Below are 15,106 nucleotides of genomic sequence, written 5' to 3'. Positions count from 1 at the left end.
CCAACTGAGCCATGTCCGCTTGCGAGAAAGTAATATACGCGATTCTTGGGGTCGTTGCAAGCGGAATCTTAAAAAAATATGCGCCGCAGCTAAAATGATGACTGTTTGTAGATAGATGGCCGCTATCATGCCTGCATGCGGTCGCGCTGTTCGAATGAGAGGGGAGGACCGTACGTGTTCGCAATCACCGTGCTCATCCTTGCAATGTTCTTGCTGTTCAGGCTGGGAATCCTTCTTGTTCAGAAGTACCATGACGCCCGCGGCGCCGGCCGTTCGTTTAAGCGCATGCTCAAAAGCGGCGCGCTCGATGCGCAGGTGTATGAGGAAGCCGTTTGGTCTGAGGTCGAGCATTTTGGCAAAAAGCGACTGCGGGCCAAGATCTCGCGCGAGCAGCAACGCATCATCCGCGCCGCCAAAACGCAGATGCGCGATGACTTTTTGGACGATATCCAACCAGGGTTCTACCAATACATCATCATCTTTCTGATCGCGTCCATCTTGGGCTTGGTACTCGAGATGGTCTGGATGTTCGTCATGTTCGGCATCGTCGAGAGTCGCGTCGGCCTGGTTTGGGGTCCGTTTTCTCCGCTCTACGGGTTCGGCGCCGTTCTGCTTACCATGCTTTTATGGAAGCTGCGTAAAAAACCGTGGTGGGTGATCTTCGTCGTGTCGGCGGTCACCGGCGGCCTTCTCGAGCAGGGAACGGGCTGGTGCATGGAGTACTTCATGCACGCGGAGTCTTGGAGTTATCTACACTTGCCCGATCATATCTCGCAATGGGTGGCTTGGCGCTTCCTTGCAATATGGGGTTGTATCGGTATCGCGTGGTGCAAGGTGATCATGCCGGAGCTGATCTATCGCATAGGCGAACCCACCACTACAAGGCAGATGACCGTGGTAACTTTGCTGACCGTGTTTGTCGCCGCGGACATAGCCATGACGCTCATGTGCTTTTACCGCGCCGGTAAGCGACAAGAGGGCGTGCCGCCCAAAAACCCCTTCGAGGTCTACGTTGACACCCACTATAACGACGAGTTCATGGCTGACACCTTTGAGAACATGACCTTCACCGGGCCGCAGCGGTAGGCGTGGACGAGGCGGGGCCGCATGGCTGTACATGCTTGAGTGTGCGCCAAGGCCCGTCTCGTAAACTTTTTTGAAAATGTCGCTTTACACGTTCATCGCTCTCGGTTATATTATTCCTCGCGCTGAAGCGCAGCCAATTGGGGCGGTTAGCTCAGGGGTAGAGCACTACCTTGACACGGTAGGGGTCACAAGTTCAAATCTTGTATCGCCCACCAATCAGTACACAGGCCATGGGGAAGTCTCCATGGCCTGTTTTGTTTATCTCATCGTTCGCGCGTAGGATGGGTGCACAGTGATCTGCGTGGTAATCCAAGGGCCATGCCATCCTAGTTCCATGTCGCCTGTCGGAAGCCGGTTTGATGGTAGCGGTTTGTTGACAGCCGACTTGCAGCATGCCACCTCGCTAGAAAAGTTTTAAAAAAGTCCTTTACATGTTCCGGACAATACCCTATTATAAATTCTTGCGCTGAGGCGCAGCCAATTGGGGCGGTTAGCTCAGGGGTAGAGCACTACCTTGACACGGTAGGGGTCACAAGTTCAAATCTTGTATCGCCCACCAAGAATGACAAGACCGAGGAGGATTTCCTTCTCGGTCTTTTTTTTATTGTCGAATCGCTTTGCCGGCAATGCCGTAGCGCGGCATGGGCCCCGTGCCTCACCCGACTCCGATCGGGTCGCGGCCAAAACACAACATCTGGGTTTGATGGAGGGTTGTGCCGTTCATCTTCACGCCTATGGCTTAGTTATGGAACATTTTATTTTCACGTTCTCGTTTGCCGCGCGCAAAGCTGCAGGTGGGGCCTGCGCTTGTCCTCGCGCAGTTTATAAACATAAACGGGCTTGACAAAATGAGCCGCTCATGAGTATCGTCCCTGACCTGCTAAAACACAATATGTTGTGTCACCGTTTAAGAATCAATCAGGATATAGCGCGTTGAGGTGGTGTATCATAGACAGGCACGAAAAGAGGAAACGCCACGCGCGCGCACGGAAAACCGTGTCCGGGCGGCGCGATATGGTAGTTAGGAATCGATAGACACGCAGCCACGTTTGGTACGGTCCCGGCCGTGCCTGGGGAGTTGCGCTGTCTTGGCAAGGTAGGGATTTCCCCGCGAGATGCTTGGCCTCGCGGGGTTTACGGAAGAGGGAGCGGCGTTCATGAAGATCATCAAGCGCAGCGGCACCGAGGTAACGTTCGATATCGAGAAAATCATCAGTGCCATCAAGGCTGCGAACGCGGAGGTTGGCGACAGCGAGCGCCTGACCGATCGCCAGGTGGTCTATGCCGCGCAGAACGTCGCTGAGGCCTGCGAAAAGTGCGGCCACACCGTCTCGGTCGAAGAGGTCCAGGACATGGTGGAGGACGAGATCATGGCGCTCGATCGCTATGAGGTCGCCCGCCGCTATATCATCTATCGCTACGTTCAGGGGCTCAAGCGCACCAAGAACACTACGGACGATAAAATCCTGTCGCTGATTGAGTGCAATAACGAAGAGGTCAAGCAGGAGAACTCCAACAAGAACCCCACGGTGAACTCGGTGCAGCGCGACTACATGGCCGGCGAGGTCTCCAAAGACCTCACCCAGCGCGTGCTGCTGCCCGAGGACGTGGTCGCCGCTCATAACGAGGGCCTCATCCACTTCCATGACTCGGATTACTTTGCCCAGCACATGCACAATTGCGATCTTGTGAACCTTGAGGACATGCTGCAGAACGGCACGGTCATCTCCGGCACGCTCATCGAGCGCCCCCATAGCTTCTCGACCGCCTGCAACATCGCGACCCAGATCATCGCCCAGGTGGCATCTTGCCAGTACGGCGGCCAGTCCATCTCTTTGACGCACCTTGCGCCCTTCGTCGAGGTGAGTCGCCAGAAGATTCGCCGTCAGGTGCAGGCGGAGCTTGACCAGTTTGGCTTTGAGGCGGACGAGGAAAAAATATCCGAGGTCGTCGAGGGCCGTCTTCGCGATGAGATCCGCCGCGGCGTCCAGACCATCCAGTACCAGGTTGTCACGCTTATGACTACCAACGGCCAGGCGCCGTTTGTCACCGTGTTCATGTACCTCAACGAGGCCCGCTCCGAGGCTGAGAAGCGCGACCTCGCCATGATTATCGAGGAGACGCTGCGCCAGCGCTACGAGGGCGTGAAGAACGAGGCGGGCGTGTGGATCACCCCTGCGTTCCCCAAGCTCATCTACGTGCTTGAAGAGGACAACGTTGCCGAGGGCACGCCGTACTTCTACCTCACCGAGCTGGCGGCCAAGTGCACCGCCAAGCGCATGGTGCCGGACTACATCTCTGAGAAGAAGATGCGCGAGCTCAAGCTCTCCAAGGGGGAGACCGAGGGCAACGGCGATTGCTACACCTGCATGGGCTGCCGCAGTTTCCTCACCCCGGACCGTTCCGGCAACGGCTATGACAACGTGGCCCGCGCGCTCAACTACGAGCCCGGCAAGCCCAAGTACTACGGCCGCTTCAACCAGGGCGTGGTCACCATCAACCTGCCGGATGTCGCGTTGTCCTCCCATCAGGACAAGGAGAAGTTCTGGAAGATCTTCGACGAGCGCCTGGAGCTGTGCCACAAAGCCCTGCGCTGCCGTCATGAGCGCCTGTTGGGCACCCTGTCCGATGCCGCGCCCATCCTGTGGCAGTATGGCGCGCTGGCCCGCCTTAACAAGGGCGAGACCATCGACAAGCTGCTCTATGGCGGCTACTCGACCATCAGCCTGGGCTATGCGGGCCTCTATGAGTGCGTGAAGTACATGACCGGCTACAGCCATACGGACGAGAACGGCACCCCGTTCGCCATGGAAGTCATGCAGCACATGAATGACAAGTGCAACGAGTGGAAGACCGCGGAGAACATCGACTACTCCATCTACGGCACGCCGCTGGAGTCGACCACCTACAAGTTCGCTAAGTGCTTGCAGCGCCGTTTCGGCATCATCCCCGGCGTCACGGACAAGGGCTATATCACCAACAGCTACCACGTCCACGTGTCCGAGGAGATCGATGCGTTCGACAAGCTCAAGTTTGAGAGCCAGTTCCAGCGCCTGTCCCCGGGTGGCGCCATCTCCTACGTCGAGGTGCCCAACATGCAGGACAACCTCAAGGCCGTTATCCGCGTGATGCAGTACATCTACGAGAACATCATGTACGCGGAGCTCAACACCAAGAGCGACTATTGCCAGGAGTGCGGCTACGACGGCGAGATCCGCATTGTGGAAGACGACGGCAAGCTTGTCTGGGAATGCCCCAACTGCGGCAACCGCAACCAGGAGAAGCTGAACGTGGCTCGTCGTACCTGCGGCTACATTGGCACCCAGTTCTGGAACCAGGGCCGCACGGAAGAGATCCGCGACCGCGTGCTGCATCTGTAGGTTCAAAGGAATCCCGTAAGGCCCATTGCGCAAGCAGTTCTCGTCGCGCGTAGCGCAGCTGTGGAACTCGCGGCAGACCTTGCGGGCTTCCTGCTGTAGACATGCTGCGCGGCTACTTGCTCGGGAGCATTTGATGACCAATCCCTTTTTGCCACTCATTCCGGAGCTGAGCGTCTTTGACCTGGAGGAGTCGAAGGCGTTCTATCTTGGCGTGCTGGGGTTTTGCGTCGAGTACGAGCGTCCAAAGGAACGATTTGCGTTTCTCTCACGTGGTGAAGTTCAGCTCATGATCGAACAGATTCACGACGAGGGCTGGAATGTGGGTGAGCTCGTCTATCCCTTGGGGCGTGGCGTGAACTTCTCGCTCGAAGTGGACGACATAGGAGTCCTTTATCGGCGCGTCTTGGACCATGGCGTTATACCCTTCCGCTCCTTGCGCACCTCTGAGTACAAGACGGATGATGGCGTTGTTTCTCAGCAGGAGTTTCTTGTCCAAGATCCCAGCGGCTATTTGCTGCGCTTTACACACGAGAGTTCTATCTAGTATCAAGGAACATCATGAACTACGCGGAGATTAAGAACTTCGATATCGCTAACGGCGAGGGCGTGCGCACCACGCTGTTTGTGAGCGGCTGCCGTCGCGGGTGCAAGAATTGCTTTAACGAGGTTGCTTGGAACTTCGCTGCGGGCAAGCCTTTCACGCGCGAGGTCGAGGATAAGATCATCGAGGGCCTGCGTCCCGTCTATATCGATGGCTTGACGCTGTTGGGCGGTGAGCCCATGGAACCGGAGAACCAGGCCGGGCTGGTGGACTTTTTGGAGCGCGTGCGCAAGGAGTTTCCCCGTGATGCCCCCGCGTCGAAAACCATTTGGTGCTTCACGGGCGACACGCTGGAAGCCGAACTTTTGGAGGGCGGTAGGCACCATACGGACGTGACCGATCGCCTGCTTGAGTGCATTGACGTGCTGGTCGACGGCCCGTTTGTTCAAGATCTCTACGACATCACGCTGCGCTTTAGGGGGTCGTCCAACCAGCGCCTGATCGATATGAACCGCACGCGCGAGCGCTTGGCGGCGGGATTTGCGCCGGCGGAGGCTGTCTGCCTGTGGGACGACGGTCCGGTGTATGCGACCCACAGAATGTAGCGTTGCACCCGGCGGCGGGGGAGGCGGCGGTATAGCAGCTGCGTGAAACCTCGTGTATCCTCGTCCACACACGCCCATGCGCCCGCGCGCTGATGGTACGATACCTGCATGGTTTGAGATGCAGGAGGTTCCATGGTCGACCAGCAAAAAATAGAAGAGGCGGTTCGCCTGTTGCTTGAGGGCATTGGCGAGGATCCGTCGCGCGAGGGGTTGGTCGAGACGCCGGCGCGCGTCGCCCGTATGTACGCCGAGCTTGCCGCGGGCATGGACCAGGACGGCGGCGAGCATCTTTCTAAGACGTTTAGCGTTGGCAGCGATGATTTGGTTATCGAGCGCGATATCACGTTCTATTCTCTGTGCGAGCACCATATGCTGCCGTTTTACGGTAAGGCGGCGATTGGATACATTCCCAACGGCCGCGTGGCGGGGCTTTCGAAGCTGGCGCGCACGGTTGAGACCTTCGCCCGTCGACTTCAGCTGCAAGAGCAGTTGTGCGCGCAGGTGGCGGACGCCATGATGGAGTTCTTGGCTCCGCAGGGCGTAATAGTGCTGATGGAGGCCGAGCACATGTGCATGACCATGCGCGGCGTGCAAAAGCCCGGGACCAAGACGGTGACGCTGGCGCGTCGCGGCGTCTTTGAGGACGATCCGGCTCTGGAGCAGCGCTTTTTCAACATGTTGGACCGCGGGTAATGGCGACCGACCGTTCCCGGGCCATGCCGCGGGTCGATGCCGTTTGGAACCATCCGGTATATCAAGAGCGATATCGAGTTTTGCAACGCGCTGAGCGCGACAGGGCGTTTTGCAGCCATGACCTGCAGCACTTCTTGGATGTTGCGCGTATCGCCTGGACTGTCTTGCTGGAGCGCGGCGTTGCGGCGTCGTATGCCGACGCGTTGTCGGGTGGCGATGCGGCGGATGGCGGCGCGTCGGTAGTCGATGCGGCGGCCGATGCGCATTGGCCAAAGGTTGCGCGTGACGTGGTGTATGCCGCGGCATTGCTGCACGATATTGGGCGGGCCGATGAATATGAGAGCGGAGAGCCGCATGATATTGCGGGCCCGCGGATTGCGGCCGAGATTTTGGGTACGGTAGAGCAGGACAAGAGATTCTCGTCTGGCGAATGCGAGCAGATTCTCGCGGCGATCGCGCATCACAGAACGAGCGCCGGCTGCGCTGGGGGCGCGTCTGCCGAGGGCGTGTGCAGCGCTGGTGCGCTGGCAGATGCTTTGCGCTATGCCGACAAAGCCGCGCGCGCCTGCTATGCGTGCCCGGCCCGCGAGCTGTGCAATTGGCCGGACGGGAAGAAGAATCTCGCGATTACGTGGTAGGGAAGCGATTGCTATGAGTGAGAAGAAACTGACCGAGAGCATCGAGGACGACCGCGGCGTGCTCGCGCGCCGGGACGGTGCCGGCCTGCCTGCGCGACGCGGCGCTCTGGCGCACGTGAGCGCGGAGCAGATCGCGCTGGCGGATAAGATCTTCATCGACGGGCTGGAGGTGTTTGCCAACCACGGCGTGTACGAGGAAGAGAATAAGCTGGGCCAGAAGTTCGTGGTTTCCGCGACGCTGTATTGCGACACGCGCCGCGCGGGGCAGACCGACGATTTGGATGCATCGATCGATTACGGTGCGGTGTGCCACGACATAGACGGGTTTTTGCGCGATCATACGTTCAAACTGGTGGAGCGCATGGCGGAATCGTTGGCCGAGCACCTGCTGGATGGATACGCGCAGCTTTTAGGCGTGCGCCTACGCATCGAGAAGCCCTGGGCTCCCGTGGGCCTGCCGCTGCGCTCGGTGGGCGTTGAAATCGAGCGCCTGCGCTAGGCGGGCGCGTGCTTGAGCTGTGCGGCGAGCTCGCGGTTTCGCGGGCAGTAGGCGTCGAGCAGCATGTGGAAGCGCGCGTTATGGCTGGGTTCCATAAGGTGGACCAGCTCGTGCGCGACAACAAAGTTTAGACAATCGATTGGATAAGCGGCGAGCTGCGAGTTGATGCGGATCGCCGCCGTTTTTGGCGTGCAAGATCCCCAGCGCGTCTTCATGCTGCGCACCTGCCAGCGGCTCGCGGCGACGCCCATAGCGGACTCCAGGGGTTGGGCTATTTGCGGAATCGCGCGGGCGACTTCCTGTTTGTATAGGACGTCTACCAGGCGCTGCAGCCGGGCGGTGTCGATGCCGGCGTCGGCGGCGTTGCTGTCCGCGCCACCGAAGACTTCTGGTAGAAGGCCGTGTTTTTGCAGGGTGCTGTATGCATCTACCTCTTCACCCCATAGAAGCAGGCGCGGCTTTGTTACGGCGTCTGCGCTGCCCGCGGGCGCTGCCGCAGGATGGATGATGCCCCGGCTGTTACGCGCAGCCTCGATGCGCTCGAGCCGCTGCGCTATCCAGGGAGCCTTGCGGTCAAGGAAATCCTGCGCCCGGGCGATGCTGGTTCGCATGGGTATGCTCATGGTCACCGTGCCGTCTGCGTGGACGCGCAGGTTGAGGTTCTTCACGCGCTTGCGCGTCACGGTTGCCTGGATGCTGCGGTCGCCGCTTGTTGTTGTGATGACTGCTGTGCGCACGGCGTTTCCCGGGGCGCTTGAGGGCATGGATCCTTCCTTTCTTCCTGGGGCTTTCCTGCGAGCGGGCTTCTTTTTGCTGGACCCTTCTTACCCAGATGGGCCCCGGCAGTAGACTGTAGCGTTTTTTGGCGTGCAGATGTCGAAAAACGATGCTTTCCAGACGGTGTTTCTCCGCTGTGGCGCGACCGCAATGTGCAGTTGCGACGGATAATTACATCGATTTTGAAAAAGTCGAAGTAGACAGGCCTTCCAGGCAAGAGAAGGTGCTGGTAGAAAAAGTGCGCTTCCGGGGTATACAAAGGCAAATATCAAATCTGTGCAATTATCCGTCACATCCGCACGGCAGGCGGCTGAGCGCTGCAGAAGGTGGCGCGATTTATGTCGACAAAGGCGGCGATAGCCATGCTCGAAGGCGAGTTGTTCATATCATCGGTCCAGGTGCTGTGGGAGCACGTCCACGGCGATGCCTATCTTCGTCAGATCCCGGCGCTGGCGAGCCTGGGCGCGACTCCGCTGCAGTTTGATTCCAACGTGACGTTTCTAGTCGGTGAAAACGGATCGGGTAAGTCGACGCTCATCGAGGCCATGGCGGTCGCATACGGCCTCAACCCAGAGGGCGGCACGCGCAACTACACCTTCTCCACGCGCGATTCCCACTCCGCGCTCTACGAGGGCGTCTTCATGCGTCGTGGACGGCTGCAACCGTGGACCACGTTCTTTTTGTGGGCGGAGAGCTTCTACAACGTGGCGACTGAGGCGGAGGCGTGCAGTCTCCTCCCGGGGACGTCCGGCGTAAGATACCACAACCCCGCGACGGGGCGCAGGGCGTATCTGCATGAAATGAGCCATGGCGAGGCGTTCTTAGGCTTTATCCAAGATTCCTCTAAGGAAAACGGCTTGTATTTCTTGGACGAGCCTGAGGCGGCGCTCTCGCCCTCACGTCAGCTCACCTTACTCTACGAGATGGATCAGCTCGCACGGCACGGCAGCCAGCTGATCGTTGCGACTCATTCGCCCATCCTGCTGGGACTTCCCGGCGCGCAGATCGTTTCCTTTGATGGGGGAGAGCTGCGCCGCGTGGCGTACGAGGAGACCGAGAGCTACCAGATAACAGAGCTCTTTATCAATAATCGTGAGCGCATCTTGCATGAGTTGCTGGATAGTCGGGTATAGTGGAGCGGTGTTGCCGGCGAGTTGCCGGCAAGTGTTTTCGACTGAAAGAGGATTTCCATGTCCAATGAAGGCAAGAAGGTCCGCGCGCACTACCGCGGTACGCTGGATGACGGCACCCAGTTCGACTGCTCCTACGACCGCGGCGAGCCCATCGAGTTTGTTGCCGGCGCCGGCCAGATGATCAAGGGCTTCGACGCCGCCGTGCTCGATATGGCCGTGGGCGAGAAGAAGACCGTTCACATTCCCGCTGCCGAGGCCTATGGCGAGCGCAGCGAGGACATGATCCTCTTCTTCCCCGCCGACCAGGTGCCCGATTTCGAGAAGATCGAGGTCGGCATGAAGCTGTTCCTGCAGGGGCCGGGTGGCATGCCTGTACCCGTTTCCGTATGCGAGGTTACTCCCGAGGGCGTCAAGCTCGATGCCAACCACGAGCTGGCAGGCAAGGATCTCAACTTCGATATCGAGCTGGTCGAGGTTCTGGACTAGGGTTAAAGTCGCGAGGGTTTGCCGCTGGGTAGGCTTGACCCGGCTTTGCAAATCTGGCAATTTGATTAACCTTGTCTAACTGACTTGCGCTCCGTCTCGTTTTCGCTAGTGTAAGCTATGACTAACTAGCGAATAGCGCGACGGAGCGCTTTTTATAACGTACGGAAAGCAGGGAAGGCTATGGCACTGAGGGAATCTGGCGAGGACTATCTGGAGGCGATTCTCATGCTGCACCGCGCGCACGGCGTGGTGAGGTCCGTGGATATCGCCGATCAACTGGGTGTCACCAAAGCGAGCGTTTCCAAGGCCATGTCGATGCTAGAGGAGCGCGGCTATGTCGAGATGGCGAAGCGAGATGTCCGTCTAACGGAAAAAGGCCTTGCGCGTGCCGAGCACGTGCTGGAGCAGCACCTGTTCTTCCGCGATCTGCTGTCGGCTGCCGGTGTTGACTCGCACGTGGCGGCGGAGGAGGCATGCCATATGGAGCACTGCCTTTCCGACGACTCCTTCAGCAAGTTGAAAGCTTACATAGAGTGCGTCGAACGCTAGGCGTCGGTTGCTCGCAACAACAAGGAGGCTCTCTGCATGCTGTGCACCGAGGTTTTGGGAAACATCAACGACCCGTCGAGCGTCATCGCGCTGCAACGCAGGCTGGGCGCGCCCTTTGAGGTTGATTACGTTGACCTTGAGTGGGACCAGGTGCACGCGCGCCGCCTCGTGGTGAAGAGCGGCGCCGGTCGCGTGGTGGAGATTCGCCTGGGCGAGCGGGTGGAGGAGATTGGTCTCAAAGACGGCGACGTGCTGGGGTGCGATGTCGCCCCTGACACGTTGGCGGCCCACGCGTCTTCGGTTGAGCCATGCGCCGCCACAGCACCCGCGTCCGCATCCGGCGGCAAGCCCGTGGTGGTCGCGGTGCAGTTGCGCTCCGCCCGCGTGGCGCGAATCCGCTTCACCGCGTCCCAGCCGGTTGACCCCGCGCTTGTAGCCCGCGTCGGCTGGGAGGTGGGCAACATGCACGTTCCGCTATTTCGCGGCGAGGCGGGCGAGCTGATGGCTCCGCACAGCGAAGCCCTGCAGCGCCTGCTTGCAAGCATTCCCGGTATCCAGACCACTGTGGAGCAGGCGTCGCTCGACCCTGCCGCGCGCCTTTCCGGCACCGGTATCTCCACGGTGGTACGCCTTTCTCCCTCGCTCAAGGTGGTCGTGCGCAAGAAGACCTCGTCCAACTAGGCGAAGAAGAGGTGCCGCGGCTCTTGGCTCGCAGGCTTGGATTTAACGCAACGCAATAAGCCCCCTTTGCATCTGCGAACGCGGTATGCAAAGGGGGCTTTGTCGATGCCTGCAAGCCGGGCGCGCGTCCGGATGATCGCCTAGAGCTCCTTGACGTTCATGGCGCGCATGGCGTTGAGGATCGCGATGACCGCTACGCCCACATCGCCAAAGACGGCCAGCCACATGTTGGCGATACCAAAGGCGGCAAGCACCAGGATGATGACTTTGACGCCGATGGCGAAGATGATGTTCTGCCACACGATCGCCATGGTTTTGCGGGCGACGCGGATGGCGCGGGCGATGTTTGAGGGCTTGTCGTCCATAAGGACGATGTCGGCGGCCTCGATGGCGGCGTCCGAGCCCATAGCGCCCATGGCGATGCCCACGTCGGCGCGGGTGAGAACGGGGGCATCGTTGATGCCGTCGCCAACAAAAGCGAGGTTGTCGCGCACGCTGTCCATGATTTGCTCGACGCGCTCGACCTTATCGCCGGGGAGCAGCTGCGCATGGTACTCGTCCAGGCCAAGCTGCTTGGCAACTGCGGCCGCGACGTCCTCGCGGTCGCCGGTGAGCATGATGCAGCGCTCGACACCGGCGGCGTGCAGGTCGCGGATGGCCTGCTTGGCATCGTCTTTTACCACGTCTGCGATCACGATATGGCCAATGTAGCGGCCGTCTACGGATACGTGCAGGATGGTGCCCGTGAGCTCGCAATCATGCCAGCTCGATCCGTGCGCCGCCATGAGCTTGTCGTTGCCCACCATGACCACGTGCTCGTCCACCCGGGCGGAGACGCCGTGGCCGGATTCCTCGGTGACCTTGTCGATGCGCGCCTGGTCGATCTTGCCGCTATAGGCGGCCTTTACGGAGACGGCGATGGGATGGTCTGAGAACGCCTCTGCGTGAGCGGCGAGGTCGAGCAGGTAGTCGGGGTCGATGGACTCTTCGGGGTGGATCGCCACCACGTTGAAGGTGCCGGAGGTAAGGGTGCCGGTCTTGTCGAATACCACGGTGTCGACGCGGGAGAGCGCTTCCAGGTAGTTGGAGCCCTTGACCAGGATGCCCAAGCGGCTGGCACCGCCGATGCCGCCAAAGAAGGAGAGCGGCACGCTGATGACCAGGGCGCACGGGCAGCTGACTACCAGGAAGGTGAGGCCGCGCAAGATCCAATCCGCCCAGGCGCCCATGCCCAGAAGCGGCGGGATGACGGCGATGGCCAGCGCGGCGAAGGTGACGGCGGGCGTGTAGACGCGCGCGAAGCGGGTGATGAAGTTCTCGGTCTTGGCCTTTTTCTCGCTCGCGTTCTCGACCAGCTCGAGGATGCGGCTCACGGTCGATGCGCCGAAGAGCTTGGTGGTGCGCACGCGCAGAAGTCCGGTCATGTTGATGCAGCCGGAGATTACCTCTGCGCCCGCCTCCACGTGACGGGGTATGGACTCGCCAGTGAGTGCGGCGGTGTCCAGCTGCGAGGAGCCCTCCACCACCACGCCGTCGATGGGTACGCGCTCGCCGGGTTTGACCACGATGACGCTCCCTACGGCGACCTCGTCCGGATCGACCTGCTCAAGCGCGCCGTCGCGCTCGATGTTGGCGTAGTCCGGCGCGATGTCCATCATGGCGGCGATGGACTTGCGGCTCTTGCCCACGGCGTAGCTCTGGAATAGCTCGCCTATCTGGTAGAAGAGCATGACCGCGGCACCCTCGGCCATGTGCGGCTCGGTGTCCGGAAAGAGGATCATCGCGAATGCGCCCACGGTGGCGATAGCCATGAGGAAGCTTTCGTCAAAGGTTTCGCCGTGGCGGATGTTTCGCCATGCCTTGGCGAGCACGTCGTGCCCGGCGATAAGGTAGGGGATAAGGTATAGGACAAAGCTCGCGTACAGCGCGCCGGGCTCGCCGAACGCCAGCGCCAGCAGCCCCAGATGGTCCGCGACCATGATGGCGAAGAAGATGACGAGCGCGATCAAGATGCGCTTGAGCCATTTCTTTTGCTTCTTGTTCATTGTTTCTCCCGTGGCGATGCCGCCAGCATGTCTAAGAGCTTACGGGGAAGGCGACGGTAATCCGTCGTTGCGTGGTGGTTCGCTGATGTCTAGCGCAGGATCTCGCAGTCGGGCTCGATGTCGGCGGTGAGCTTGACAACGGCGTCAAGCACCTGGTCAAAGGAGGCATCGTCCGCCTCGAGGGTGAGTTTTTGGGTGAGGAAGTTGACCTTGGCGTCGGTCACGCCGTCGAGCTTCTTGATAGCGTCCTCGAGCTTGCCGGCGCAGACGGCGCAATCGATTTCATCGAGCTTGAAAGACTTACGCATGGTTGGATTCCTTTCTAATGCGTCGCGCCCGCGGGCGCGTATTTTACGACGTTGGTTTACTCGCAGATATGGGTGAGACCCTGGTCCAAGATGGTGAGCACGTGGTCGTCTGCCAGGGAGTAATGGATGTTTCTCCCGTCGCGGCGGAATTTGACCAGGTGGGATTGCTTCAAGATGCGCAGCTGGTGCGAGACGGCCGACTGCGACGTGCCGATGGCCTCGGCAAGGTCGTTGACGCTGAGCTCGTCGGACATCAACGCGTATAGGATCTTGATGCGCGTGGTGTCGCTGAACACCTTGAAGAGGTCTGCGAGATCGTACAGCAGTTCTTCTTCTGGCATGCCGTCGCTTTCGCAGACAGCGTGCGTCGGTTGGGACGTGGCGTTCTCCTCGGCCATATTCTCCTCCTTTCATATGAACACATGCTCATATATTGAACTATTTATGATTATATGAACGTATGCTCATATGTCAAGCATGTATAGGAGGAAGTATGCGAACGGCATGCTCTCTGATATTAATTAATAACAAACATTAATTATGATATTCTATACGTTGAATAGAGGAGGATAAAGGCCATCCGGTTCACTCTCTTCCAACGGTAAAGGAGGCGTCCGTAATGAAAAAGGCGTTGATCCATGAGGCACCCGATGCGCGCGAGATTGCCCTGTCGGAGATGTCGTCCATTGCTGGTGCCGCCCGTATTGTGTGCCGCGCAGGCGCCATCGCCTGCTTGGTTCCCGCAGCGCTTGGCGTCGTTGGCTGCTTGCAGTGGGCGGTGGGCGGAATGCTGGACGGATCGTTTGCCAAAGGTTTCATCTTAGCCGGTTCCAAGGCGCTGTCCCAGGCGGCCGCGTCCGCGGGCCCGGAGCTGCTGGCGCTCACCACGCCGGATAAAGCTGTTTCCGTTATCCTAATCGACCAAAACGGCAGCTTCCCTATTGCGCGCGATCTGTCTATGCTGCTTATGGCGTGGGCGCTGGCGGTCGCGGGTCGCTTTTTCAGCGAGGTCGCTTCCACTAAGCGCCCCTTCGGCTCTGTGACGGCGCACCGGGTCAAGCGTATCGGAGCGATCGCCGTACTAGCATCCATCGCACCCTCGCTAGTGGTGTGGGCGGTAATCGAGGCGTTGCTGGCGACCATGGGTTACGCGGGGTCGCTTTCCATATATCCGGATTTCCAACCGTGGCTTTGCGTTATGGGATTTTTCCTGTTGGTGTTCGCCCGCATTCTGGAATACGGCGCTATCTTGCAGCAACAAGATGACGAGTTGCTGTAGGGCGGTGGCATTGTGATTGTGCTGAGGCTCGACCGCATGCTGGCGCAGCGAAAGGTCAACGGCAAAGACCTGGCAGAGCGCATCGGAATATCGCCGGTGAACTTATCACGCATCAAAACGGGTAAGATCAGCGCCGTGCGCTTCTCGACACTGGATGCTATATGCCAGGCTCTCGACTGTCAGCCGGGCGACCTGCTGGAATATATTCCAGACGATGAGGTGGACGACCGCATGGGCCTGGCCTAGACGGTGTGCGTTGCGGTAATCCGCGGTTTTCTCAGCTTGGGGCCGCGCGGCGGGACGGACGTTTCTCCGCACGCGCCCGTCCTCCGCCTCGTGGCCCTCAGCTGCCATCGGGAATGGGGATGGTTCTTCAAAAGGTGATATGGAACCTGGCGGCTGGCCC

Annotated in this window: 17 protein-coding genes and 2 tRNA genes; 15 read left to right on the top strand and 4 right to left on the bottom strand. The window is 59.6% G+C overall.

Features of this window, described 5'->3' with window-relative positions:
• The first annotated feature begins 174 nt into the window (after positions 1–174).
• The 9 genes from B3H65_RS02850 to folB all read left to right on the top strand — a co-directional run bounded on the left by B3H65_RS02850 (position 175) and on the right by folB (position 7,442).
• Positions 175–1,086, top strand: a complete 912-nt coding sequence (locus B3H65_RS02850) for a putative ABC transporter permease (protein ID WP_286684060.1) — start codon at positions 175–177, stop codon at positions 1,084–1,086.
• A 140-nt stretch (positions 1,087–1,226) separates the two neighbouring features.
• Positions 1,227–1,301 (top strand) — tRNA-Val (locus B3H65_RS02845).
• 269 nt (positions 1,302–1,570) lie between these two features.
• Positions 1,571–1,645, top strand: a tRNA-Val gene (locus tag B3H65_RS02840).
• A 598-nt stretch (positions 1,646–2,243) separates the two neighbouring features.
• Positions 2,244–4,466 (top strand): anaerobic ribonucleoside-triphosphate reductase, encoded by a 2,223-nt coding sequence (gene nrdD / locus B3H65_RS02835; protein WP_286684059.1) that lies wholly within the window; start codon positions 2,244–2,246, stop codon positions 4,464–4,466.
• A 133-nt stretch (positions 4,467–4,599) separates the two neighbouring features.
• Positions 4,600–5,010 (top strand): bleomycin resistance protein, encoded by a 411-nt coding sequence (locus B3H65_RS02830; RefSeq protein WP_286684058.1) that lies wholly within the window; start codon positions 4,600–4,602, stop codon positions 5,008–5,010.
• Positions 5,011–5,024: 14 nt separating this feature from the next.
• Positions 5,025–5,612 carry an anaerobic ribonucleoside-triphosphate reductase activating protein gene (gene nrdG / locus B3H65_RS02825; protein WP_009140090.1) on the top strand — a complete coding sequence of 196 codons (588 nt, stop codon included), beginning with the start codon at positions 5,025–5,027 and terminating at the stop codon, positions 5,610–5,612.
• Between the two features lie 132 nt (positions 5,613–5,744).
• On the top strand, positions 5,745–6,305 hold the full coding sequence (folE, locus tag B3H65_RS02820) for a GTP cyclohydrolase I FolE (RefSeq protein WP_286684057.1): 561 nt from the start codon (positions 5,745–5,747) through the stop codon (positions 6,303–6,305).
• Positions 6,305–6,943, top strand: a complete 639-nt coding sequence (locus B3H65_RS02815; RefSeq protein ID WP_286684056.1) for an HD domain-containing protein — start codon at positions 6,305–6,307, stop codon at positions 6,941–6,943. The genes folE and B3H65_RS02815 overlap by 1 nt, the downstream gene beginning before the upstream one ends.
• Positions 6,944–6,956: 13 nt before the next feature.
• Positions 6,957–7,442, top strand: coding sequence for a dihydroneopterin aldolase (gene folB / locus B3H65_RS02810; protein ID WP_286684055.1), 486 nt, complete (start codon positions 6,957–6,959; stop codon positions 7,440–7,442).
• On the opposite strand, the gene B3H65_RS02805 is transcribed toward folB, so the two are convergent.
• The gene (locus tag B3H65_RS02805) at positions 7,439–8,206 is read right to left on the bottom strand and encodes a M48 family metallopeptidase (RefSeq protein ID WP_286684054.1); all 768 of its coding nucleotides are present in this window, start codon (positions 8,204–8,206) and stop codon (positions 7,439–7,441) included. The genes folB and B3H65_RS02805 overlap by 4 nt on opposite strands.
• Positions 8,207–8,557: 351 nt before the next feature.
• On the opposite strand from B3H65_RS02805, the gene B3H65_RS02800 reads away from it, so the two are divergent.
• The 4 genes from B3H65_RS02800 (at position 8,558) to B3H65_RS02785 (ending at position 11,068) form a co-directional block, all read left to right on the top strand.
• Positions 8,558–9,352, top strand: coding sequence for an AAA family ATPase (locus tag B3H65_RS02800; protein ID WP_286684053.1), 795 nt, complete (start codon positions 8,558–8,560; stop codon positions 9,350–9,352).
• Positions 9,353–9,409: 57 nt separating this feature from the next.
• Positions 9,410–9,838 carry an FKBP-type peptidyl-prolyl cis-trans isomerase gene (locus B3H65_RS02795; protein ID WP_117678990.1) on the top strand — a complete coding sequence of 143 codons (429 nt, stop codon included), beginning with the start codon at positions 9,410–9,412 and terminating at the stop codon, positions 9,836–9,838.
• 180 nt (positions 9,839–10,018) lie between these two features.
• Entirely contained in the window at positions 10,019–10,387 is a 369-nt protein-coding gene (locus B3H65_RS02790; RefSeq protein WP_009140097.1) for a metal-dependent transcriptional regulator, read from the top strand.
• Between the two features lie 36 nt (positions 10,388–10,423).
• Positions 10,424–11,068, top strand: coding sequence for a hypothetical protein (locus B3H65_RS02785; protein WP_286684052.1), 645 nt, complete (start codon positions 10,424–10,426; stop codon positions 11,066–11,068).
• A 140-nt stretch (positions 11,069–11,208) separates the two neighbouring features.
• Here the strand turns inward: B3H65_RS02785 and B3H65_RS02780 are convergent, their stop codons facing one another.
• From B3H65_RS02780 to B3H65_RS02770, 3 genes are all read right to left on the bottom strand, one after another.
• Complete coding sequence (locus tag B3H65_RS02780; RefSeq protein WP_286684051.1) at positions 11,209–13,113, bottom strand: heavy metal translocating P-type ATPase; 1,905 nt, start codon at positions 13,111–13,113, stop codon at positions 11,209–11,211.
• Between the two features lie 89 nt (positions 13,114–13,202).
• Positions 13,203–13,421, bottom strand: a complete 219-nt coding sequence (locus tag B3H65_RS02775; protein ID WP_117678994.1) for a cation transporter — start codon at positions 13,419–13,421, stop codon at positions 13,203–13,205.
• 56 nt (positions 13,422–13,477) lie between these two features.
• Positions 13,478–13,819 carry an ArsR/SmtB family transcription factor gene (locus B3H65_RS02770; RefSeq protein WP_009140101.1) on the bottom strand — a complete coding sequence of 114 codons (342 nt, stop codon included), beginning with the start codon at positions 13,817–13,819 and terminating at the stop codon, positions 13,478–13,480.
• A gap of 221 nt (positions 13,820–14,040) precedes the next feature.
• On the opposite strand from B3H65_RS02770, the gene B3H65_RS02765 reads away from it, so the two are divergent.
• Both B3H65_RS02765 and B3H65_RS02760 read left to right on the top strand, forming a co-directional pair.
• The gene (locus B3H65_RS02765) at positions 14,041–14,700 is read left to right on the top strand and encodes a hypothetical protein (protein ID WP_286684050.1); all 660 of its coding nucleotides are present in this window, start codon (positions 14,041–14,043) and stop codon (positions 14,698–14,700) included.
• A 12-nt stretch (positions 14,701–14,712) separates the two neighbouring features.
• A complete protein-coding gene (locus B3H65_RS02760) occupies positions 14,713–14,946 on the top strand; it encodes a helix-turn-helix domain-containing protein (protein ID WP_333490187.1) in 234 nt (77 codons plus the stop codon).
• Positions 14,947–15,106 lie beyond the last annotated feature (160 nt).

This window comes from Collinsella sp. UBA1693 (assembly GCF_002320115.1).
Classification (GTDB): Bacteria; Actinomycetota; Coriobacteriia; order Coriobacteriales; family Coriobacteriaceae; genus Collinsella; species Collinsella tanakaei.
This window is presented reverse-complemented; position numbering and strand designations above follow the sequence as displayed.

What these genes read in the sequence shown, in the direction of transcription:
- B3H65_RS02780 (WP_286684051.1), bottom strand. Translation starts at nt 13,113, where the DNA reads ATGAACAAGAAGCAAAAGAAATGGCTCAAGCGCATCTTGATCGCGCTC.
- nrdD (WP_286684059.1), top strand. Translation starts at nt 2,244, where the DNA reads ATGAAGATCATCAAGCGCAGCGGCACCGAGGTAACGTTCGATATCGAG.
- B3H65_RS02830 (WP_286684058.1), top strand. Translation starts at nt 4,600, where the DNA reads ATGACCAATCCCTTTTTGCCACTCATTCCGGAGCTGAGCGTCTTTGAC.
- B3H65_RS02815 (WP_286684056.1), top strand. Translation starts at nt 6,305, where the DNA reads ATGGCGACCGACCGTTCCCGGGCCATGCCGCGGGTCGATGCCGTTTGG.
- B3H65_RS02765 (WP_286684050.1), top strand. Translation starts at nt 14,041, where the DNA reads ATGAAAAAGGCGTTGATCCATGAGGCACCCGATGCGCGCGAGATTGCC.
- B3H65_RS02790 (WP_009140097.1), top strand. Translation starts at nt 10,019, where the DNA reads ATGGCACTGAGGGAATCTGGCGAGGACTATCTGGAGGCGATTCTCATG.
- nrdG (WP_009140090.1), top strand. Translation starts at nt 5,025, where the DNA reads ATGAACTACGCGGAGATTAAGAACTTCGATATCGCTAACGGCGAGGGC.
- B3H65_RS02800 (WP_286684053.1), top strand. Translation starts at nt 8,558, where the DNA reads ATGTCGACAAAGGCGGCGATAGCCATGCTCGAAGGCGAGTTGTTCATA.
- B3H65_RS02770 (WP_009140101.1), bottom strand. Translation starts at nt 13,819, where the DNA reads ATGGCCGAGGAGAACGCCACGTCCCAACCGACGCACGCTGTCTGCGAA.
- B3H65_RS02795 (WP_117678990.1), top strand. Translation starts at nt 9,410, where the DNA reads ATGTCCAATGAAGGCAAGAAGGTCCGCGCGCACTACCGCGGTACGCTG.
- folB (WP_286684055.1), top strand. Translation starts at nt 6,957, where the DNA reads ATGAGTGAGAAGAAACTGACCGAGAGCATCGAGGACGACCGCGGCGTG.
- folE (WP_286684057.1), top strand. Translation starts at nt 5,745, where the DNA reads ATGGTCGACCAGCAAAAAATAGAAGAGGCGGTTCGCCTGTTGCTTGAG.
- B3H65_RS02785 (WP_286684052.1), top strand. Translation starts at nt 10,424, where the DNA reads ATGCTGTGCACCGAGGTTTTGGGAAACATCAACGACCCGTCGAGCGTC.
- B3H65_RS02805 (WP_286684054.1), bottom strand. Translation starts at nt 8,206, where the DNA reads ATGCCCTCAAGCGCCCCGGGAAACGCCGTGCGCACAGCAGTCATCACA.
- B3H65_RS02775 (WP_117678994.1), bottom strand. Translation starts at nt 13,421, where the DNA reads ATGCGTAAGTCTTTCAAGCTCGATGAAATCGATTGCGCCGTCTGCGCC.